This window comes from Vibrio algarum (genome assembly GCF_028204155.1).
Lineage (GTDB): Bacteria > Pseudomonadota > Gammaproteobacteria > Enterobacterales > Vibrionaceae > Vibrio > Vibrio algarum.
Window position 1 is genome coordinate 761,997 of record NZ_JAQLOI010000003.1, and the last position, 19,672, is coordinate 781,668.

The 19,672-nt window shown below is 41.6% G+C and carries 22 protein-coding genes and 3 pseudogenes; 3 read left to right on the forward strand and 22 right to left on the reverse strand.

Annotated features, from left to right (window positions below; genetic code table 11):
* The first annotated feature begins 15 nt into the window (after window positions 1-15).
* On the forward strand, window positions 16-351 hold the full coding sequence (locus PGX00_RS18795; protein ID WP_272139454.1) for a hypothetical protein: 336 nt from the start codon (window positions 16-18) through the stop codon (window positions 349-351).
* A 62-nt stretch (window positions 352-413) separates the two neighbouring features.
* On the opposite strand, the gene PGX00_RS18800 is transcribed toward PGX00_RS18795, so the two are convergent.
* The 15 genes and pseudogenes from PGX00_RS18800 to PGX00_RS18870 form a co-directional block, all read right to left on the reverse strand.
* Complete coding sequence (locus tag PGX00_RS18800) at window positions 414-893, reverse strand: hypothetical protein (RefSeq protein ID WP_272139456.1); 480 nt, start codon at window positions 891-893, stop codon at window positions 414-416.
* A 78-nt stretch (window positions 894-971) separates the two neighbouring features.
* Window positions 972-1,246 (reverse strand): annotated as a pseudogene (locus PGX00_RS18805) (nitrogen fixation protein NifW).
* A 96-nt stretch (window positions 1,247-1,342) separates the two neighbouring features.
* On the reverse strand, window positions 1,343-1,864 hold the full coding sequence (locus PGX00_RS18810) for a DUF3833 domain-containing protein (RefSeq protein WP_272139458.1): 522 nt from the start codon (window positions 1,862-1,864) through the stop codon (window positions 1,343-1,345).
* Complete coding sequence (locus tag PGX00_RS18815; RefSeq protein ID WP_272139460.1) at window positions 1,861-2,379, reverse strand: chalcone isomerase family protein; 519 nt, start codon at window positions 2,377-2,379, stop codon at window positions 1,861-1,863. The genes PGX00_RS18810 and PGX00_RS18815 overlap by 4 nt, the downstream gene beginning before the upstream one ends.
* Before the next feature lie 8 nt (window positions 2,380-2,387).
* Window positions 2,388-2,891, reverse strand: a complete 504-nt coding sequence (locus tag PGX00_RS18820) for a DUF2878 domain-containing protein (RefSeq protein WP_272139462.1) — start codon at window positions 2,889-2,891, stop codon at window positions 2,388-2,390.
* A complete protein-coding gene (locus PGX00_RS18825; RefSeq protein WP_407702398.1) occupies window positions 2,869-4,149 on the reverse strand; it encodes a class I SAM-dependent methyltransferase in 1,281 nt (426 codons plus the stop codon). The genes PGX00_RS18820 and PGX00_RS18825 overlap by 23 nt, the downstream gene beginning before the upstream one ends.
* Window positions 4,150-4,202: 53 nt before the next feature.
* Window positions 4,203-4,930 (reverse strand): annotated as a pseudogene (locus PGX00_RS18830) (DUF1365 domain-containing protein).
* A complete protein-coding gene (locus PGX00_RS18835; RefSeq protein ID WP_272139464.1) occupies window positions 4,927-6,192 on the reverse strand; it encodes an NAD(P)/FAD-dependent oxidoreductase in 1,266 nt (421 codons plus the stop codon). The pseudogene PGX00_RS18830 and the gene PGX00_RS18835 overlap by 4 nt, the downstream one beginning before the upstream one ends.
* 2 nt (window positions 6,193-6,194) lie before the next feature.
* Window positions 6,195-6,911 (reverse strand): SDR family NAD(P)-dependent oxidoreductase, encoded by a 717-nt coding sequence (locus tag PGX00_RS18840; protein ID WP_272139466.1) that lies wholly within the window; start codon window positions 6,909-6,911, stop codon window positions 6,195-6,197.
* Window positions 6,911-7,342, reverse strand: a complete 432-nt coding sequence (locus PGX00_RS18845) for a nuclear transport factor 2 family protein (RefSeq protein ID WP_272139468.1) — start codon at window positions 7,340-7,342, stop codon at window positions 6,911-6,913. The genes PGX00_RS18840 and PGX00_RS18845 overlap by 1 nt, the downstream gene beginning before the upstream one ends.
* A 12-nt stretch (window positions 7,343-7,354) precedes the next feature.
* Window positions 7,355-8,748 (reverse strand): annotated as a pseudogene (gene phrB, locus PGX00_RS18850) (deoxyribodipyrimidine photo-lyase).
* The gene (locus PGX00_RS18855) at window positions 8,745-9,689 is read right to left on the reverse strand and encodes a YbgA family protein (RefSeq protein WP_272139470.1); all 945 of its coding nucleotides are present in this window, start codon (window positions 9,687-9,689) and stop codon (window positions 8,745-8,747) included. The pseudogene phrB and the gene PGX00_RS18855 overlap by 4 nt, the downstream one beginning before the upstream one ends.
* 33 nt (window positions 9,690-9,722) lie before the next feature.
* Complete coding sequence (locus tag PGX00_RS18860; RefSeq protein WP_272139472.1) at window positions 9,723-10,475, reverse strand: ChrR family anti-sigma-E factor; 753 nt, start codon at window positions 10,473-10,475, stop codon at window positions 9,723-9,725.
* The gene (locus PGX00_RS18865) at window positions 10,468-11,106 is read right to left on the reverse strand and encodes a sigma-70 family RNA polymerase sigma factor (protein WP_272139474.1); all 639 of its coding nucleotides are present in this window, start codon (window positions 11,104-11,106) and stop codon (window positions 10,468-10,470) included. Before PGX00_RS18865 ends, PGX00_RS18860 begins: the two co-directional genes overlap by 8 nt.
* Window positions 11,107-11,164: 58 nt before the next feature.
* Window positions 11,165-11,809, reverse strand: coding sequence for an LON peptidase substrate-binding domain-containing protein (locus PGX00_RS18870; RefSeq protein ID WP_272139476.1), 645 nt, complete (start codon window positions 11,807-11,809; stop codon window positions 11,165-11,167).
* 308 nt (window positions 11,810-12,117) lie between these two features.
* Here PGX00_RS18870 and PGX00_RS18875 point away from each other — a divergent pair, with 308 nt between their 5' ends.
* Window positions 12,118-12,396 (forward strand): hypothetical protein, encoded by a 279-nt coding sequence (locus PGX00_RS18875; RefSeq protein WP_272139478.1) that lies wholly within the window; start codon window positions 12,118-12,120, stop codon window positions 12,394-12,396.
* A 121-nt stretch (window positions 12,397-12,517) separates the two neighbouring features.
* Here the strand turns inward: PGX00_RS18875 and PGX00_RS18880 are convergent, their stop codons facing one another.
* Window positions 12,518-13,042 carry a DUF1439 domain-containing protein gene (locus PGX00_RS18880; RefSeq protein WP_272140919.1) on the reverse strand — a complete coding sequence of 175 codons (525 nt, stop codon included), beginning with the start codon at window positions 13,040-13,042 and terminating at the stop codon, window positions 12,518-12,520.
* Window positions 13,043-13,234: 192 nt separating this feature from the next.
* Between PGX00_RS18880 and PGX00_RS18885 the strand changes: the two genes are divergently transcribed.
* Entirely contained in the window at window positions 13,235-13,999 is a 765-nt protein-coding gene (locus tag PGX00_RS18885) for a type 2 periplasmic-binding domain-containing protein (RefSeq protein WP_272139481.1), read from the forward strand.
* Between the two features lie 17 nt (window positions 14,000-14,016).
* Here PGX00_RS18885 and PGX00_RS18890 read toward each other — a convergent pair whose 3' ends face one another.
* The 6 genes from PGX00_RS18890 to hpaE form a co-directional block, all read right to left on the reverse strand.
* Complete coding sequence (locus tag PGX00_RS18890) at window positions 14,017-15,462, reverse strand: NAD-dependent succinate-semialdehyde dehydrogenase (protein WP_272139484.1); 1,446 nt, start codon at window positions 15,460-15,462, stop codon at window positions 14,017-14,019.
* Between the two features lie 70 nt (window positions 15,463-15,532).
* Complete coding sequence (locus PGX00_RS18895) at window positions 15,533-16,159, reverse strand: MFS transporter (RefSeq protein WP_272139486.1); 627 nt, start codon at window positions 16,157-16,159, stop codon at window positions 15,533-15,535.
* Window positions 16,117-16,728, reverse strand: a complete 612-nt coding sequence (locus PGX00_RS18900; RefSeq protein ID WP_272139488.1) for an MFS transporter — start codon at window positions 16,726-16,728, stop codon at window positions 16,117-16,119. The genes PGX00_RS18895 and PGX00_RS18900 overlap by 43 nt, the downstream gene beginning before the upstream one ends.
* 28 nt (window positions 16,729-16,756) lie before the next feature.
* The gene (gene hpaD, locus PGX00_RS18905) at window positions 16,757-17,608 is read right to left on the reverse strand and encodes a 3,4-dihydroxyphenylacetate 2,3-dioxygenase (protein WP_272139490.1); all 852 of its coding nucleotides are present in this window, start codon (window positions 17,606-17,608) and stop codon (window positions 16,757-16,759) included.
* A 94-nt stretch (window positions 17,609-17,702) separates the two neighbouring features.
* The gene (locus PGX00_RS18910; RefSeq protein WP_272139492.1) at window positions 17,703-18,107 is read right to left on the reverse strand and encodes a 5-carboxymethyl-2-hydroxymuconate Delta-isomerase; all 405 of its coding nucleotides are present in this window, start codon (window positions 18,105-18,107) and stop codon (window positions 17,703-17,705) included.
* 39 nt (window positions 18,108-18,146) lie between these two features.
* Window positions 18,147-19,670, reverse strand: a complete 1,524-nt coding sequence (gene hpaE, locus PGX00_RS18915) for a 5-carboxymethyl-2-hydroxymuconate semialdehyde dehydrogenase (protein ID WP_272139494.1) — start codon at window positions 19,668-19,670, stop codon at window positions 18,147-18,149.
* Between the last annotated feature and the right edge of the window lie 2 nt (window positions 19,671-19,672).

Genomic DNA, 19,672 nt, shown 5'->3' on the forward strand with positions numbered 1-19,672 from the left:
CCTGGTTCTTTAGATGTGGTTATCGCGACACAAAAAGCGTTGGCAGATAACCAAATTACGAAGCCTAAACGAGTAGATGGAGCACAGGGTTTACAACGCGCTGCTTGGTGGCTAAAAATCTTTGTTAAGAAGAATAAAGAAGTGTTACCTGAAGAAGGATATATCTATTTGGCCGACAGCCACCTTTGGAGCAAATTCACCAAAGCAGGTAAAGTAGAAATACATTCGTTAGCGCCAAAAAACCAAGACCACGTACTGGTTATTTCAGAGTATGCATTGAGTAATCTAATTTCTGACAAGATCTCTTATGTTCAATCAGAGCAATTAGGTTTAATTGAGCTTAATTATTAGTCTGAAGTATTAGCTTTAAAAAGGGTCATTTATTGGTAAGTGACTCTTTTTCTTTTACTGCCTTACAAGCTACCTAAGTTCACAATGAATCGATTAAACAGATCAAATCCCAAAGGAATATCATTCGTCGATTTTTTTATAGTAAGGATAAAATCACTAGTGAAAGAGCTCGCTGAAACCGCAATATCTATCCAAACGGTGTCCCACATCACCTTGATGTCTGTACTATCTTCATTATCATTTAGTACTAGACCTTCGGCATCTACCGTAACGTAGGTAATACCGTCAACAGACTCTAAGCTCACTTGAAATTGGTCCCCTAAAAAGCCCAATATTCGATAATGTATTTGATGCTCTCCACCTACCATTCCAGACAATTTTAGGTCACTATTCTGCTCGTAAAGATGAATATAAAAGTAATCTCGACTCACATCCTCAACGTGGCGCAACAGGTAATTTTGCTCACTCTGCCCATAAGCAACAGTAGAATAACCAAACAAACAAGAAATTAGGAAGATAGAAAGATGAGGCCATTTTTTCATATCGAAGATGCTCATTGAGGGAAGAGGTAGGGTAGAATAAAGCCCGATTGGTTCAAAAAATTGTGTCAGGCTCACTTATTACCGACGTAAACAAGAGGTACATCCGCGACAAGCGGAACGAGAACTAGGATCAAGCCTCCCCTCTGAACCTTACAGTAAGCATTTCTAAGCACACGCCGTGCAGCAAACCAATCGTCTGGCTTTTCCAAAAGCAAATAACCATTAAAGCGTTTCACTACCTGTAAGCCATATTCGTCTATAAACCGTCTATCAAAGTCGATTTCAAAATACGCTAACGCCTGTTCAATAGAAGTAAAACTTTCTATTTTCTGTTGTATGTCAGTATTTTTCATCCTTTGTTTATATAAAAATTCGTGGATGAAGTCTAGTTGAGCATCGGTAAAAACGGCTGGATAGCGCGTTTACTGGAAAGGACCGACATCAGATGATTATATTTTTTCTATATACAAAATCACTTCACCAACATTGAAACCCCATTTGGACATATTGGTTTTATTAAATAACCGTTTTTCGTCAATCAGAAACATCCAATCATCGAGGGTAATTTCATAGATGGTTCCATCGACGGGGATCTCTAAGTCATATTTCCAATACAGAGCCGATCCTTCCGTCTTACCGTTGGCAATTCCGACCACATCCCCAGCCGTACCCTGATATTGATTATTACCAAGGTTTTTTAGCTGCCAAACACGAGTCGATTTTTCACCATCGTCGAAAACAAACCACTCTTTTATTTCACCTTCATCACCCTGCCAAGACGCAAGAAGTTTAACTTCGAATCGGCGTAATAGGTTTCCTGAACGGTCCAGCACCATACCATAAGCTTTTAGTTCACCATCAAAAAATTGCTCTAACTTTAACTCTGGTGTGGTATTTGTGTGTTCTTTTAAACTTGCACTACCGCAAGCCGTCAACAACAGCACGAATGAAAAAAGAGCGAGTATTTTCATTGATTAAATCCTAATAATTGTTGGCGAAGTTTAGGTTCTGATGTATTTTCTGATAACCAAATTGAAAGAAAAGCCTCTCCAAAGTCTTGGCTATCTATTGCGCCTATCGGCTCACCATTAAAGAAGAATTGGCTTTGACCATTTTTTAATACCGTTAAGGTTATAGTGTTTCCCGGCTCGACATCTGGCCAGATACTTTCAAGTGGAGCAGACCATTTATCGATATTGCTCTGCTGATAGCCTAAGTGCTGCCATTGTTGGATAGTCGCGTCTATTAGCGCTCTTTTATCTATCGATTTAAAATATTCAATTTTAAGTGCTTTTTCGTTTTTATCTTTGGCTAGCAGGACGTTTAAGGGTTTATCATTATCTTGTTCTACACCTCGGTAAAACTCAGCCTGATAAATCGTCCAAAAAAGGTAATTCATCTCACCTTCACCGACTTTACTTAAATGGCTTACCGGTGAAGCAGCCACACTTGCGGTTAGCAGTAACGATAAAATCCATATTTTCATACATCACCTCAACTCATGACCTTGATAGGTCGGTTCACATAACGCTTAAGTATCACAAACACAGGTAATAAAAGCGCCCAAACCAATATTAAAGAAAACAGTACTGTACTCGTTGGCATCAAAGGGACTAATACTCCCGCCTTAATACCTCCCCAATAGCTACTTGCACCGCCAATAGCACCGACTAATACCAGAGTAAGAACCGAACGGTTATCTAACCAACGTAAACTATGGTTCAAGCTGATAATGAACATCACCCATAGCAACAGCAGCCACACAGGGAAGAAGCCGTCACCAGCATCAAATACACCCATTTCCAACTGAAGCTTATCTGCGATTAATCCTATAGGTACTAACATCAACAATCTAAGGTCTTGGCGTCGAGTTGGTGATAAAACAAAGTGAACTAGCAAAAGCGTTGGCATGATCACATTGGCATAGTCAGTAAAAAAAGCCGCACATAACCAGCTCGCTTGAAATAAGACAAGATTAATAACCCAAAACAATTTCATCGCCTTGGCCTCTATAGCGTGGTTTTCTCGCCACCACATGATGCGTGCTAATCACTCTTTGCAAAAACGCACCCTCGCAGTAGCACAAATAGAATAACCATAAGCGTTTAAAGTCTTCGTTGTACCCTAACTCGATTAACTGCTCCCATTGGCTCTCGAAAGCAATGCGCCAGTCATATAGCGTTCGCGCATAATGAAGGCCAATGTCATGCATTTCATGCACGACTAGATCGGTATTTCTAGCCATCTGATCGGTCATTACAGCAACAGAGGGTAAACAACCGCCCGGGAATATATACTTTTGGATAAAATCGAGACTTTGTCGGTAATTGTCATAGCGGCTATCGGCAATAGTGATGGATTGAATCAACATTTTTCCATCGGGTTTAAGTAAATCTGAGCATTTGCTGAAGAACGTTGAAAGGTAGTCGTGCCCTACCGCTTCTATCATCTCGATAGACACAAGCTTGTCGTATTGGCCCGTTAGTTTACGATAGTCTTTTTTCAACAAGGTAATCTTGTCGTTGAGGCCTAACTGTTTAATTTTTTCTGCTGCATATTCATGCTGAGCATCGGAAATGGTGGTTGTCGTCACATGACAATCGTAGTGTTGAGCCATATAGATTGCTAGGCCACCCCAACCCGTGCCAATCTCTACCACGTTGTCCCCTGACTGTAGGCTTAACCTTTCACAAATGGTGTGCATTTTAAGTTGTTGGGCTTGGTCGAGTGTTTTCGACTGTTCACTATAAATAGCACAAGAATACTGCATTGCTGGGTCTAAGAACCGAGTATAAAGCTCGTTACCAAGATCATAATGAGCCAAGATATTGCGCTTCGAACCTTGTTCAGTGTTGGCATTTTTTCGGCTGAGCAATCGCTTCTTAAACTGAGTGAACCAGCGAACCTTATTCTCAATTGCATCCAATTGAGATTGGTTTCTCGCCATCACCTGAATAACATCCGTTAAATCAGGACTGGTCCATTTACCATCTATGTAAGCTTCCGCAGCACCTATACTGCCATTGGAGACCACATCTTTATAAAAACTCGAATCGTGAATGACTATTTTGCCACTTAACTCTGAATCTCTGTCACCAAAAACAAAATGATTGTCTCCCTCAATAATCTCAATACTCGCATCATCGAGCTTACCTATTAGAGCAAAAATCAAATTTCGATACTTTCCCATTCCATCATTTCTAGAAGTCGTATTCTGATAGGTTAAAGTTTGATCCTGTTTTGCTAATTCTTGCATGTAAACCTCACTTGCGAGTTTCAATTCTTCCAACTATGTTGAAAAACATGTCATTAACTGTTTGGGTGTGCCACAAAAGGAACACGTTTTACAAATAGCTTTAGTGCTTGCCAATAAATACCTAATACAATCTTTATGGTCATCATTGGTGTGACGCTAATGGTCTTCCATAATTGCTTTGCACTAAATTCACGTTTGGCCAATGCCAATGTGGCATCAAACACTTTATTTTGTTTATGGTTCTCTATGTGAACCAAGGTGCTCTTATCTGGTGGCGATATTTTCCAGTGATAATTCATGTCCATTTCCATAAATGGTGATACATGGAAGGCCTTTTTCACCTTCATGTCTCCGGTCATATCTACCAAGTAATAGTGCCTTTGCCGCCAGGGTGTGTTACTCACTTCCGCCAGCATGTATTGGCATTCACCAGATTCTGTGTAGCAAAAATAGCAATTAATTGGGCTGAAATAGATCCCCATACATCGGGCTTGAGCCAGTAGGGTAACTCTATTAATGTCAGACCAATCTCCCCTAATTCTGTTACTTTATTACCTATACGTTGTTTCAACGTACCAGGTTCACTTTTTACATAATCTTTTTCATAAAAACGAATAGGGTTATACCAATGCTGTCCAAATACGACGCTGCGACCAGACAAATCTGCTAGCTCATCTAGATCGATTGCCAGCATATAAAGTTGATAGCTAAACTCATGCCCTACAGCACCAAACCGACGATGACGCACATTACCCCAGTAGATACCACTGTTATCTGTCATAACGATTGTCCAAAGCGTTCGGTTACGTCGACTGCGCTGCGCACACCATCTTCATGAAATCCGTTGTACCAATATGCGCCAACAAAGTGACAATTATTCTTACCGCATATTAAGTGACGTTTTCTTTGTGATTTAACACTCAACTCATCTAACACTGGATGGTGATACACAAAACTACGAATGACTTTACTCGGCTGTATTGCTTCAGTTTGATTCAACGTGACGCAGAAGGTGTCGTTACTTTGTATCCCTTGCAGTATGTTCATATTGTAAGTGACACAGGAAGGTCGCGTTAAATCGCCATCTAGCATGTAGTTCCAACTCGCCCACGCCAGTTTTCTATCTGGTAACAAACCAGTATCCGTATGCAATACCACTTCATTTCGGCTATACGGAATACCGGACAGCACCTCAACCTCTTGTTCTGTTGGGTCTGCAATAAGATTAAGAGCTTGGTCAGAATGACAAGCAAAGATGACTTCATCAAAACAATGTACATCTCCGCCTTCCATTGTGATTTCGACGCCACCTTCGCTTCTGGTAACGTGTTTTATATCCGCTTGAGTAACAATTGCTTTGCTCAGTTTTTCCTGTATACGGTTCACATAAACTCTAGAACCACCAGGAACGACATACCATTGCGGTCGATCTACAATATTGAGCAAGCCATGATGATAAAAAAACTGAATAAAGAATTTCAGTTCAAATTTTTCCATATCTTCTAGACTTGTAGACCAAATAGCAGCGCCCATAGGAAGAATGTAATGCTCGCAGAAAAACCCTGAAAATTGATGCTGCTTTAAAAAATCACCCAATGTGGACTTTTCTTCAATGCTGTTTTCTTTAAACGCTGTTTTACACAGTTTATTGAACTTAACAATTTCTGCGATTAGTCGCCAAAACTTAGGTTTAAATAGGTTACTTCTTTGTGCAAAAAGAGAATTGATTCCATGACCATTGTATTCGAACTTGGTCTGACGATTGTGCACACTAAAACTCATTTCTGTGGCTTGTCTTTCAATACCTAGCTTTAACAATAACTGATTAAACTTAGGGTAGGTTCTATCATTAAATACGATAAAACCAGTATCAATCGCATACTCTTTCCCTTGGTGGACAATATCAACTGTCGCAGTATGACCACCCACATAATCGTTTTTTTCAAAAACAGTGACGTTATGTTGTTTGTCTAATAAGTAGGCGCAAGTGAGTCCTGAAATCCCTGAACCAATAATGGCGATGTTTTTATTTTTATCTGTCATTGCTAACCCATCCTAGTAGCGAGTCTATTCCAAAGTGACGAAGGTAATAAGCGAAGACACTTCATAATAAAGATAAATAGTGTCGGGAAACTGATGTCTGATTTTCCTTTTTCTACTCCAGACATGATTTTTTCTGCTGCCTCTTGGCTAGAGATAATCATCGGCATTTCAAAATTATTTTTGTCTGTAAGCGGTGTTTCTACAAAACCCGGATGAACCACAGTCACGTTGATATCGTGTTTTTTTAGGTTTATCGCCAATGTCTTACCAAGGTAGCTTAGCGCGGCCTTTGATGACCCGTAAGCTTCGGCTCTTGGCAGTGGTAATATTCCTGCGCTCGAACTCACCAACACCAAACGACCACCGGGCTTCAGGTGCTTAAGCCATGCCTGTAAACCATAGCCGATAGAGATCAAATTGATATTGATAACACGTTCAAATTTTTTAGCTTCAAAATTAAGCACATCATCGATGTATTCACAGTCACCGGCATTAAAAATGATCGTATCAAGTAATTTAGGGTCATCTTTCAAATCGGGGTAATGGTCATAATCCAATAAGTCGAAACAAAGTGCCTTGATTGAGGGTTGTTCAACTATCAATTGCTGTAATTTTTCTTCGCTTCTACCACAAGCAATCACTTGCGCACCACGGTCGGCATATCTCAGTGCCAACTCCTTACCTATACCTGATGTTGCCCCAGTAATTAATAATCGCATTATTTTACCGCCCTTTGCTTGATGGTTTTTACTAATGCGCCAAGCACTGGAATATGTTCGTATATCATTGATCCGACATCTAGGTAATCACGATGAAATATGACTAAACCATCTTTTTCTTTCAGATGAGAGTGCCCAAGTACGGTAATAGGCTGCTTACCATTAAGGCTTTTATGACGAAATGTCATATCCCAATAGACCGCCGCTTCATTTTCAGATTGAAAAACATGCTGGATGACAAAGTCACACTGAATGATATTAGTGTAGCTGCTTTTAAAGCTATCTAAGAGTTCTGTTAGCCCATCAACTCGATGAAGAGGATCGATAAACGTCACGTCAGGGTGGTAAATAGTTTGCAACGTCGTCAGGTTGTCCGTACCTAAATTGCTATATACGCTAATAAAACTCTGTAGCCACAGGGAGCGTTGCATAAAAAATCACCTTTAATATTGTTTGAAAAAATCTAATGCCCTTTGCCTTGCTTCTTTATGGTCTACGATGGGCGAACAGTACGTCGTTTTATCGCCTAACGATTCCAGATATTCATGTGGAAAGTGAACATGTTTAGCAGGTACATCATGTAGTTCTGGTAGATATCTACGTATGAAGTCGCCATTAGGATCAAATCTTTTACTCTGGGTGATAGGATTAAATACTCGAAAATAAGGTTGTGCATCACATCCAGTGCTAGCTGCCCACTGCCAACCACCATTATTGGCACTCAAGTCACCGTCAATAAGGTGGGACATAAAAAACTGTTCGCCTCGTCGCCAATCAATCAGCAAGTGTTTTGTTAAAAAGCTTGCCACCACCATCCTCAACCGGTTGTGCATCCAGCCTGTCTGAACCAATTGTTTCATTGCGGCATCAACCAATGGATAGCCAGTCCGGCCTTCACACCATGCTTGAAAGTGCTCTGGGTTGCCTTGCCAATCCATGTTTCTATATTTGCGTTGAAAACTTTGCCCTTTCGCTAACGCTGGAAACGTAAACAACAGGTGTTTGTAAAAATCGCGCCAGATTAATTCGTTAAACCAGGCAAAACCAGGCATGCTCGGATCATAAACAATATCGGGTTGCCTCTGCACTAACTGTAATGCCAGCCAACGAGAACTAATAGCGCCTATTGCAAGGTAAGGTGAAAGGCCAGATGTTGCCTTTATTGCAGGAAAATCTCGATTGTCGCCATATAGATCTAGTTTGCTTTCAAAAAAGCAGGCACTACCGTTTTCATTACTTCATCACTTAATGGCCATCGTGATGAATCAACTTTTGGGTAATCAAATTCTAGTGAAGACAAAGAGGTTGGTTCGAAAACCTTGGCTTTCGTTACAGGCGTAATTGCACATTCAACTCCAGTACTTTGTAACCGTTGCAACCACGCCTTTTTAAACGGCGTAAACACCTTGTACATCTCATTTTGTTTATTAAGAACACTCCCGACAGGCAAAATGGTATCGCAGCTATAGAGAGCGAGTTGAATGCCAGTATTTTGGAAAAGAGCATCTCTGTTTAGCTCATTAATTTCTGGTTCTCGATTAGCGTAAACAGTATCAATATCATTCTTGTGACAAAAATCGTTTAATACCTGAGTCTGAGAGTGATAATCCGAAGCTTCTAAATGATGCAATTCGATACCATATTCTGCCAATTGTTTCGCGACCAACACTAGGTGCCTTCGAATAAAGTCTGCTTGAATGGGCGCAAGGTGATGCTGTTTCCATTGCTTGGGGGCTGAAATAAATACCGCACTAGAAGCCCCCACTTGAAGGGCGGCAACTAACGCAGGGTTATCATGAATTCGAAAATCTCTTCTTAGCCAAAGCAGTGAGCTCAATAGCCATACCTCAGTCTTAACTCTTTAGGGTGCGGATTTAAGTAGGCCTGCTCTAACAGATAGTCGTTTGGATATTCTAATAGGTAGTGGTTAATTAAGGTCAACGGCACTAACAATGGTGAAAGACCAAGTCGATAAGCGTCTATCTCGTCATTCAACTCTTTACGCTTCTCTTTAGTTAGCTGCTTTTTAAAGTAGCCCTGTAAATGATGCAAAGTATTGGTATGACTACGTCGAGTCGCCTTAATGGTTAATGCCTCCATCAACATAGCAATGTATTCATCCGCCACGTTATCAATAGGTTGCTCTGGATTGGCAAGCAATCGACCTAATTTTTTATAACTTTCAATATGGTGACTCATGACCAGATACTTATGTGCACTATGAAAGGTAATCAGCTTATGGTGAGTCACCCCACTGGCTTTCAGATCGAGCCATTTTTGATAAGTAAATATGCGAGTAATAAAATTTTCTCGGATAATTGGGTCGTTTAATCGACCGTTTTCTTCACACGGTAGCAAAGGGTTATGCTTCATTATTTGCTTGGAAAACATTCCAACGCCCGTCATTTCAGAGCCCTTGCCGTCATGTTGATATATCTTTACCCTTTCCATACCACAACTTGGACTTTTTGCGCAGAATATAAAACCAGCCAAATCATCACTCTTTTTGGCGTGCTCTTGTCCAAACTCTGTTAGTGCGTCCGTCACATCGCCTGTTCCATCTGGGCGTGAAACGGTTATCACATCACCGATAGAAATCTGTCTTATCGTAGGGCGAGGGATGGGCAAGCCAACCGCCACTTCAGGGCAGACGGGCTTGAACTCAGCAAACTCACTCAATTCTTCCATACAAAAATGGGAGCGTTTATGGCTTTTATCATACCTAACTTGCTGTCCAACAACGCAAGCACTGATTCCAATCTGTAGTTTCTTATCCATTTTTTTCGCCCTATTCGATTGATATTAACGCGCTCAATATATCAATTTACCTAGTGGATTAATTAACTGACTCACTCCTTGAGTAAACCTTAACGCATCGCTAGAGACCGTTAAGCAAACACAGCCCTCTTGTGTCATTGGGTTATGAGTATGCTTACCATCTAACCAGATAAAGTCACCAGCATGATAACTGCCCATTTCATCTTCAAAGCTGCCTTCAAGCAGTAAAGTTATCTCATAACCCTTGTGCGTATGTTGAGGAACGTTACCGCCTTTAGCTATGTGCAATAGGCTCATACGACGTTCATCATCATCGAGATTCAGCCTCGCACGTGATATTTTTCCTATACCTTGCCACTCTTTCAAAGAGATAGATTTCATGGCCCTCGGCAGAGCAACACGTGTACCAGAAACTTCGATTTCCTTGACGGTAACGGGCAACGTTGCTGTTTTTTCTACTGGTTGCGCTGTAATCGCTTCTAGCATGTCGAGTGATGCGACGCTTTGTGGTTGAGTTTCAAACAACTGAGCGTTAAATGATTGTGTTTCGAGCGACTCCACTTCCAATTCTGATTCATCAAAATTAAAGTCGAAATCTTCAATGTTCAATGTTTCTTCTTGAACATCAAACACTTCCATAGCCACCTGTGCAGTTAATTGGCTAACAAGAGATTGGCATTCATCACACATCTCTACATGGCTAGCAACAACAATGGCAACCGATGCAGGTAGGGTTCCTGCTACAAATTCTTTTAGTACAGCTTCGCTTGGGTGATAATTAATCATGGTCTTGTTCTCCCATTTGCTGTCGTATTTTTTCTAAAGCTAGCCTTAATCTCGATTTAATAGTACCGATTGGTACACCAAGTTGCTGAGATAGCTGTTCTTGAGAAAGTTCTTGGAAGTACACACCTTGAACTACAACCCTTTGAGCCATAGGTAGGCTGTCTACCAAACTTTCTAGTTGTTTTGTCATTAGGTGGTCACCAAATGGCGTTGACTCATTGTCGCTTTCACTTAACGCCTGTTCTAACGGCCATATATCGTCACCGAGATTTTGCTCTGCTTTGCTTTTCACTTTTCTTAGCTGATCAAAAGAAGCATTTCGCATAACGGTGTAAATCCATGTCGTCGCAGCACCTTTAGACGCATCATAGAGGTGGGCTTTTTTCCAAACGTTAGTCATGGTGTCTTGCACTAATTCATTTGCTTGGCTCTCGTTGCCATGCTGCTTGATACCAAAGCGCTGAATTTTTGGTGCAAAGAAGCGAAACAGCTTTGTAAATGCTGCTTTGTCTTGGTTTTTTGCCACCAAGGATAACCAGTCGGACAATTCTGGGTGAGCCGACTTAGTGGTTAGCTGAGTAATGGGATTCCCTCTCGCTATCGGTTCGATTTTTACCTCAATCTGCTGCATCTGAACAACACCCCTTTGTAATTGATATTAACCAATACGCTAGGGCAAATAAAAAAGATCACATTTTATTTAATTCTTTTTCGCATAACGTACTGAGGAGCGTTGTTAGTTGTTTGTATTCAAGCTGTTGGACAAACTTTTCCTTTTCATCTAAAGAAAGGGGAATAATCTCCAACAAACGCGCGCATACCCAATTAGGATAGTCAAAGAATTGGGTTTTATACAGCTTATTTAACTCATTATGGGCGTTAAATACTCCTTGCAAAACAGTAGATAGCTTTAATTGTACCTGCTCTATTGAGTCACCATCGAAGGTTGACGCAGAGTCTTGATTCGAGGACCAATGTGAAATTACAGTGGTCTTTGCGATCAACAACCCATCTTGTTGTTGTTCAAAGTTGGAGAGACTAACCATATGATCTGCAAGCACATCAACCGTTAGTATACCGTCCTCTCCACTATCAAAATCAACGATCTGCACATGAACCCCCCAGTCTGGCACTGAGAATCCGTTCTCTTTACGATACAACGCAATAACAAAGCCATCCGTATTCTGAGCGTTAGTTATCATAGCGGTATATTTTGGCTCAAAAATACGCAGCCTCTGCATCCCTCCAGGAAGTACAAATATGGGTAGGGGAAATACAGGGTATTGAATAGATTCCAAGGGATTAGTATGCGTTTTTTGTTCGACGTTAATCACAGCGACACTCGTGTTAGATTAGATTCTTCTTTTACGTTGGAGAAACACCGATCGATCACATATTTCACTATAATTTAGAAAAATGACTCGTTGAACTCGCTCTAAATGTCTCTATCGCGACTGCTAAAAATAGTTATACCGACCTAAATAAGTTTGTGAACAATATCCAAGTGATAAGTTCGTATCCCGCATTAGTATTGAATAGAAAAATAAGGATAGAGCTGACTATGATGTGAGTTTTATCGCATACATCGCTTAAATATTGTGGTGTCATATTTACCCCAAGAAAATTTGAGCAGGTAAATACAATGGAACTGATTGCAACAAGATTAGATAATTGGAATTTATATAGGGCTGGCGAACAGTATTTTGAATCACAAATAAAACTCACTGAAGAGCAGTTGTCTACCGATGGAGAAGAAATCCTGACGAACTCTGGTAACCTAAAACAACTCGCTTTTAATCATGATTCAATTAAAGGTTGGTTTAATGACAGCAAAACCGATGATGATTTTCAAAAAATAATAAAAGCATTAGAGCCAATCATCATTGAACTCTGGAATGAAAAAAACTCGGCTCTTGGATAATGGAAATCTATTAATTTTTACCCTAGAGCTAGCCAAGCCGCTAGCTCTACCGCATTCATTTATTACTTAGCGTTATAGCCAATTACTCCATTGATCCCCAGATTAGAGCAGCAATGAGATTCTAATCGAACAGATCAATCACGAGTTTATTGTCCCTGATGACCAAATTAGGTTCAGCAGATTTAAGCAACGCTTGTTGCACTTTAGAACTATCAAGTTTGTATACCGGTTGCATTGAAAGCGCGTGACCAATCATTGAAACAGCCGGTTTTAAAAGTGCCGATATTTCTGGGGTCAACCGTTGGTTTTTTTCATCAAAACGCTCCAAACGCAGCGACTTTAAAAATACCTCTCCACTTTCTTGGTCATATTCCGGGATAGCACTAAATTCGATATCAAGATCCAAACCAAGATTCTGTACGCTTAGCATCTGAACTTGTACGCTAGTATTAGCAAAAACAGAAACACGATCGGCGTCCGCTCGACCAATTTTCACTTTAAGATCATCAACCGAAACCTCTGCATACATGACGTTTTCAATGCCGACAGATTGCTCAAGACCGACAGTATCTTGCAAATATTCGTCCATGTCTTGTTCTGTGATGCTATAGCTAGCGCAGCCACCTACAGCAAATACGGTGAACAGGGGGTAAGTACTTTTACTATTTTTTTAAGCATCAAGATCAATCCTTTTCCGTTCAGTGAGATTACATAGTTTATACTGAGCGCAAATAGAACAACTGTAAAGTCTATGTTTTTTTCTATTCAGTTTGGTCCAATATAATTCATGAGTACTTGCTATAATGATAAATAGACACTCAGGAAACCCGAATTTCACATGCGATTGTTGACAGATAAAAAATACTTTTCTTTGCGCTTTTTAGGACTACTATTTAGCTCATTGCTTTACTTATCTTTCGGTGCCAGTGCCCAAACACCGAATACTCTCACCTTTTCGGCTTTAGCTACCGATGTAAAGGGTAAAACTCTCGCTATAGAAATTCAAAGCGTGTTGAAAGAAGCTTATAGAAAGCTTGGAATTCAGGTTGAGTTCTCTAATTTGCCAACATCTAGGGGACTTATATATTCAAATTCAGGTAATACCGATGGTCAAACATTTTCAACAGAAGAAATTGAAGATACCTACAAAAATTTAATTCGTGTGAACGTTCCAATAACAAGCCGAAACATGTATTTATTTACCAAACAAGGTAACGAATTTGAAGTGACTGGTTGGAAAAGCATCCCTACTGATTATGTTTTAGGGTACAAACGTGGGGTACCTTTTGTTCAACTCGCTGTCGAAAAATACGGCCTTAATGGTCATGCCAGCAAAGATTCACAGAATAATTTTCTTCAGCTACAAAAAGATAGAGTAAAGGTTGTCTTATCTTCGAAGAAGGGTTTTAAGTCCGTGGATAATACCTTCCATTTAAACGACATAGTAAGACTAGATCCACCTATTTATACTGCTCATTTATATCATTATCTTCACAGTAAACACGCGGATCTAGTCCCTGAAATAACTCGAGTGCTGCAAGAAATGAAAAAGTCTGGTGAAATTGACAATATCCGAAAACTCGCAGTGGAGAATGTAAAATAGAACGCTGTTTAGCTATTTCAGCCCCCCATCAGCATGTATTTCGCCTCTAGATAATCATCCATACCCATATACGATCCTTCTCGGCCCAAGCCAGATTCTTTTACGCCACCAAACGGGGCCAACGTGGTTGAAATTATCCCTTCATTAATGCCCACTATTCCTGTTTCTAACTCTTCAGCCGCTTTCCATGCACGTGCTAACGATTGTGTGTAAATATACGAAGCTAAACCAAATTCTGTATCATTTGCTCGTGCCAATACTTCGTCGTCATCACTAAAACTAAACAACGCTGCCAATGGACCAAATGTCTCTTCTGACGCAACTAACATGTCGTCTGTGACACCGATCATAACGTGTGGTGTCATTAATCGGCTGCCAGGTTCGGGCAATTTTCCGTACAGCACGGTAGCCCCTTTATCGCATGCATCTTGAATGTGTTGAGTCACTTTTGCCACTGCTGCATCGTTGATAAGTGGCCCCATATTTACCCCTTCAACAAACCCATCGCCCACTTTTAGATCTTCGGCTTTTTTAGCCAGTTTATGAGCAAACTCTTCATACACATTTTCATGTATAAACAAACGGTTGGCACAAACACAGGTTTGGCCTGCGTTTCTGAATTTGGCAATTATCGCCCCTTCAACGGCAGCATCGATGTCCGCGTCGTCAAAAACAATAAACGGCGCATTACCACCTAACTCTAAAGAGAGCTTTTTGATGGTTGAAGACGATTGTTCCATTAAGATCTTACCCACATTGGTGGAGCCAGTGAACGAAATTTTACGCACGATTTTACTCTTGGTCAGTGCGCCACCAATCGCGATAGCGTCACCAGTGATCACACTAAATAACCCTTTCGGGATACCTGCCCTTTCTGCCAGCTCTGCAAGCGCTAATGCGCTAAAAGGCGTATCAGGGGCGGGTTTAAGAATGACTGGGCAACCGGCGGCGAAAGCAGGGGCACACTTACGAGTGATCATCGCAGCCGGAAAATTCCAAGGCGTTATCGCACCGACGACACCAATAGGCTCTTTGGTCACCAAAATTCGAGCATCTTGTTTATGGCTTGGGATAATATCCCCATAAGCGCGACGAGCTTCTTCTGCAAACCATTCAATAAAACTGGCGGCGTAAATCACTTCACCTCTTGCCTCTGCCCATGGTTTACCTTGTTCCGTCGTCATGATAGTTGCCAAGTCATCGGCGTTTTCCACCATCAACTCATACCAACGACGTAGTATCTTTGCACGGTGCTCTGAAGTCTCTTTCTTCCATAACTTAAAGGCAACCTGCGCATCCACTATCGCCTGCGCGGTCTCTTTCTCCCCCATATTTGGCACTGAACCTATTACTTCATCATTAAAAGGGTTGGTAATAGCGGTTACTGTGCCGTCCAATGCATCAACCCATTCACCTGAAACGTAGGCTTTTTGCTTAAATAGGCGGTTATCAATCAATTTCATCTTCTACTTCCTTATAGAGAGCTCAACGCTTTCATCTAATTAATCGTTACGATGGACGTCATCGTATTTACTACGTTACCTGAACTCGAGATAGGTTCTTTTGATGGTAATTGAAATAAAGCGCCAAGGCACTCACCCCGTAACTCACCAGAAAGATAGGCAACATTATTGGACCTATATATTCAACCAATGTACCCACCAACTGAGCGAGTAGTGCACCTAGTAATAATTGTATAAATCCAAGTAATCCTGAAGCCGATGCTCGATTCACTTCCACCGATGCAATAGATAGTGATTGTAAGTGAGGTTGACTTAAACCACGACCGAAGGTAAACAAGGCCATTGTGATAAATACATTTTCATAGCTGATTTCAAATATAGCTAAGGAAACCAACATCATCAATCCTCCTAATAAAGACAAGCTATGACCAATAATCACAGTGCTTGAATGGGATAATTTTGCTGATAACTGAGCACTAATAAAACTGCCGGCCATAAAACCAAAAGCAACAAACAGGAACCAAAACCCGTATTGAGTCAGGCTTTCTCCTAACGTGGCACTCACTATAAAAGGGGCACAGGTAACAAACGAAAAAAAGCCACAGGCAATAAGGGTACTGGACAATGCGAGACTAACGTACGCCTTATTTCTTATTAGTTTTTTGTAAGTTCCGATAAACGAAATTGACTTGCCCAAGCTCCTCTCATCATTAATGGGGCTTGGGTATTGAAAAAGACCCCTAGCCAAACGACCGTCGCCATTAACATAGGAAGATAAAATACAGAATGCCAACCAATAAACTCAGACACCACCCCGCCCACAGTCGGTGCTACAGCTTGAGATACCGCTACCCCCATGGTGACATAACTAAGCTTCTCTACCGCTTTTTCTGAAGGGTACATATCGACAAGAATACTTCTTGCGAGCATCATCCCAATGCAACCACCAGCGGCCTGCATAATACGACTCAGCAATATCAGTTCGACGGAACTGGCAAAAACACCAACCACACCCCCAGCAATATGAAGACCAAAGCCCCAAAGTAATAGATTTCGTTTGCCATAGCGGTCGGCCAATGGTCCACCAAACAACTGACCAATGGCGAGTGTCGCTAAATACGCGGTAAAACTAAGTTGAATAACATTACTAGACGCACCAAACTCTTTCGCCAAAATAGGCATAATCGGTGCGACAATATTAAGGGCAACAGGACTAACCATAGCCATCAGTATTAAGAAATAAGTAAGCTGGATTTCTTTTTTCATAACCATGGATTAGCCCATATCTCTATGGTTACACCTCAAACAGCACGTTGACCTGTCCGGTACCAGAGCTAGGGAAGTACTCACTAACTAAATGGCCTTTCCCTTGATATTTATCCCAACCGAGAGCACCGAACAGCATTGCCGTATCGTGCATCCCTCCCTCACCATCGCACTTAGCCGCGTAGTCTGGAAGCATTTTCAAGAAGGTTTCGATATCGCCGTTTTGCCACATATCCAATACGTGAAGGTCCATTTGACGATTAAATTCACTAGAAATAGTAAATGTGCCGTTGTTGGCGGCGTACTCTTCATTAGGCCAAATTCTATGAGAAAGTGAACCTGAAGCCAACAACATGACTTTGCTATCACTTGCTTCAATCGCTTCACGAATAGCTTCACCCAACCGGCGAGAGGATTCTATACTGTGGACCGTACACAAAGCCGCAACAGACACCACTTTAAATTTCTTGTCTTCATTCATAAACCGCATTGGCACTAGCGTACCGTACTCAAGCGCTAATGAATCAACCTGATGGGAAAGAGTAAACACTCCCTTTTCTGTTGCAATATCGGCAATCAAATCACCCAGTTTGGAATTCCCCTCATATTCGTATGGTAGATCCTGAATAAAATGTGGAAACTCGTTACTGGTAAATAAACCTTCAAAGTGCGTATTGGCATTAATATGATAACCAGCATTGATTAGCCAGTGAGTATCCAGAACGACTACGGTATCCACCCCTTTCTCACGCGCTATCCGCGAAATCTCTTTATGTCCATCAATCGCGTGCTGACGCAAACCAAAAAGCTTACCCGGTTGTTCAGACATGATCATCGTAGGTACGTGTGTAATTTTTGCAGCAACAACAAGTTCGCCCATCTTGTGTATCTCCTTGCTTTTAGTAATAAAAGTCCCTTGATTCAATTCGCCGAACGGATTTATTACCTTATCATTCAATTTCAGTTCTCAGTGCTCACAAGCTTGTATTACTTTGCCAAGCTTTTAAGCTTCTCGTGTATATTATTTTTTTGTAATTCAGTGTCGGATGCAATTCAACCATTTCAAATCCGATGCTTAGATAGCGCTTATCAAATACAGGCTGTAGCCGCTCAGTGAATGCCGCAAATATGGTATCCCCCGCTTGCTTCAGTATCTCCATTGAGCGTCCGCTACCGACCTTGACCGTAAGGTGAATAAAACCGTTTTCCGGGTCACCCTCCGCAACACGAAAACTATCCGCTCGATAAGCTCGGCTGCGGATGCCCCCTAACGGAAATACACCTGTTGAAACTGCTGTTTCATTGAGCACTTTTAGTAGCTCTGGCAGATCCAACTCTGATTCAATATTGGCAGAATATTCCACAATAAAATGGGGCATAGTTTTTCCTTTGATATTGGCTAACACTGGAGTTTGTATTCATTCACGCCCTAATACAGGAACGCGATGGGTATCAAACGCGATACACACGTTTTTCGTTTCCATATAGAAATCGAAACTCCAATCACCACCGTCACGACCAATACCGGACATTTTCACACCACCAAATGGAGACGGTAGATTTCGGTTATTTTCAGAGTTAACCCAAACCATACCCGATTCAACACTGTGTGCCATACGCATTGAACGCCCTGTATTGCTTGTCCAGATGTACGCGGCCAAACCATAGTTTGTATCGTTGGCTATTGTGACCGCGTCTTCTTCGGTTTCAAATTCTATAGCCGTTAACACTGGACCAAAAATCTCTTCACGGGCGATACGCATCGTATTATCAGCGTTCGTAAATAGAGTTGGCGTTAGGTAGTTACCATTGCCGAGATCAGTAATACGTTTGCCACCCACAGCAACTGTCGCACCATCTTCTATGGCAGCATCAACGTAGCTGAGCACTTTTTCATAATGGGTTGTATGAACGAGAGGCCCCACTTCTGTTGCTGGATCAAGTGGATGCCCTACTTTTAGATTTTCAACTCGTGCCTTCAATGCGGCTAGGAATCTATCCTTAATACCAGTTTGAATCAGGAGACGGCTTGAACTTGTACAACGCTGACCATTTAAGCTATAAATCATAAAGACCACAGCATCGAGGGCTCGGTCAAAATCCGCATCATCAAAAACAATAACGGGGTTTTTACCACCTAATTCGAAATGTGCGCGCTTCAAAGTATCGGCGGCTTGTTTCTGAATCATAGAGCCCGTTACCGTTTCACCAACAAAGGCAATCGCCTTAATATCTGGATGCTGCGTCAGCTCTTTACCCGCAACTTCACCAAAGCCGTTGATCATGTTCCAAACGCCCGGAGGCAATCCAGCTTCGTCTGCGCACTCTGCCAAAATAGCGGCTGAAAGTGGGCTAAATTCAGCGGGTTTATGAACCACAGTACAACCCGACGCTAACGCAGGTGCTATCTTCCACGTAGAGAGCATGAACGGTGTATTCCAAGGAGTAATCACCCCCACTGGACCAATTGGCGATTTCACCGTGAAATTGGTGTGTTCTTCTTGTTGCAGTGCTAATCCGTTACGAGCTTCTGGCGCTTTGTCTGCAAAGAAACGAAAATTGGCGGCACCACGAACAGCGGCTTGGCGCATGAAACGAAGTGGCTGACCACAATCGGATGATTCAACCAAAGCGATCTCTTCCGCGCGCGCTTCTATCTTGTCGGCAAGTTTATGCAAAATCGTTTTACGTTTCGCTCCACTCATTGCAGCCCATTCTTTCTGAGCTTTAGCAGCAGCTTTACAAGCTGCATCAACATCAACAACGCTTGCCTTAACAACTTTACCTAGTGATTCGCCATTAACGGGAGAGCCGTTATCAAACGTTTCGCCTTCACTACCTAATGTCCACTCTCCGTTAATATAGTGGCCTAGCGTGTTCTGTTTGAAACGTGCGAGGTACGTTGCGGCTTTGTCTATATTATTTTTAAAATCCTGACTCATTA

Coding starts and splice junctions, on each gene's coding strand:
- PGX00_RS18810 (WP_272139458.1), bottom strand. CDS start 1,864: ATGAAAATACTCGCTCTTTTTTCATTCGTGCTGTTGTTGACGGCTTGC.
- PGX00_RS18815 (WP_272139460.1), bottom strand. CDS start 2,379: ATGAAAATATGGATTTTATCGTTACTGCTAACCGCAAGTGTGGCTGCT.
- PGX00_RS18875 (WP_272139478.1), top strand. CDS start 12,118: ATGGAACTGATTGCAACAAGATTAGATAATTGGAATTTATATAGGGCT.
- PGX00_RS18835 (WP_272139464.1), bottom strand. CDS start 6,192: ATGACAGATAAAAATAAAAACATCGCCATTATTGGTTCAGGGATTTCA.
- hpaD (WP_272139490.1), bottom strand. CDS start 17,608: ATGGGCGAACTTGTTGTTGCTGCAAAAATTACACACGTACCTACGATG.
- PGX00_RS18860 (WP_272139472.1), bottom strand. CDS start 10,475: ATGATTAATTATCACCCAAGCGAAGCTGTACTAAAAGAATTTGTAGCA.
- PGX00_RS18840 (WP_272139466.1), bottom strand. CDS start 6,911: ATGCGATTATTAATTACTGGGGCAACATCAGGTATAGGTAAGGAGTTG.
- PGX00_RS18900 (WP_272139488.1), bottom strand. CDS start 16,728: ATGAAAAAAGAAATCCAGCTTACTTATTTCTTAATACTGATGGCTATG.
- PGX00_RS18820 (WP_272139462.1), bottom strand. CDS start 2,891: ATGAAATTGTTTTGGGTTATTAATCTTGTCTTATTTCAAGCGAGCTGG.
- PGX00_RS18825 (WP_407702398.1), bottom strand. CDS start 4,149: ATGCAAGAATTAGCAAAACAGGATCAAACTTTAACCTATCAGAATACG.
- PGX00_RS18910 (WP_272139492.1), bottom strand. CDS start 18,107: ATGCCCCATTTTATTGTGGAATATTCTGCCAATATTGAATCAGAGTTG.
- PGX00_RS18855 (WP_272139470.1), bottom strand. CDS start 9,689: ATGGATAAGAAACTACAGATTGGAATCAGTGCTTGCGTTGTTGGACAG.
- PGX00_RS18845 (WP_272139468.1), bottom strand. CDS start 7,342: ATGCAACGCTCCCTGTGGCTACAGAGTTTTATTAGCGTATATAGCAAT.
- hpaE (WP_272139494.1), bottom strand. CDS start 19,670: ATGAGTCAGGATTTTAAAAATAATATAGACAAAGCCGCAACGTACCTC.
- PGX00_RS18800 (WP_272139456.1), bottom strand. CDS start 893: ATGAAAAAATGGCCTCATCTTTCTATCTTCCTAATTTCTTGTTTGTTT.
- PGX00_RS18865 (WP_272139474.1), bottom strand. CDS start 11,106: ATGCAGCAGATTGAGGTAAAAATCGAACCGATAGCGAGAGGGAATCCC.
- PGX00_RS18885 (WP_272139481.1), top strand. CDS start 13,235: ATGCGATTGTTGACAGATAAAAAATACTTTTCTTTGCGCTTTTTAGGA.
- PGX00_RS18890 (WP_272139484.1), bottom strand. CDS start 15,462: ATGAAATTGATTGATAACCGCCTATTTAAGCAAAAAGCCTACGTTTCA.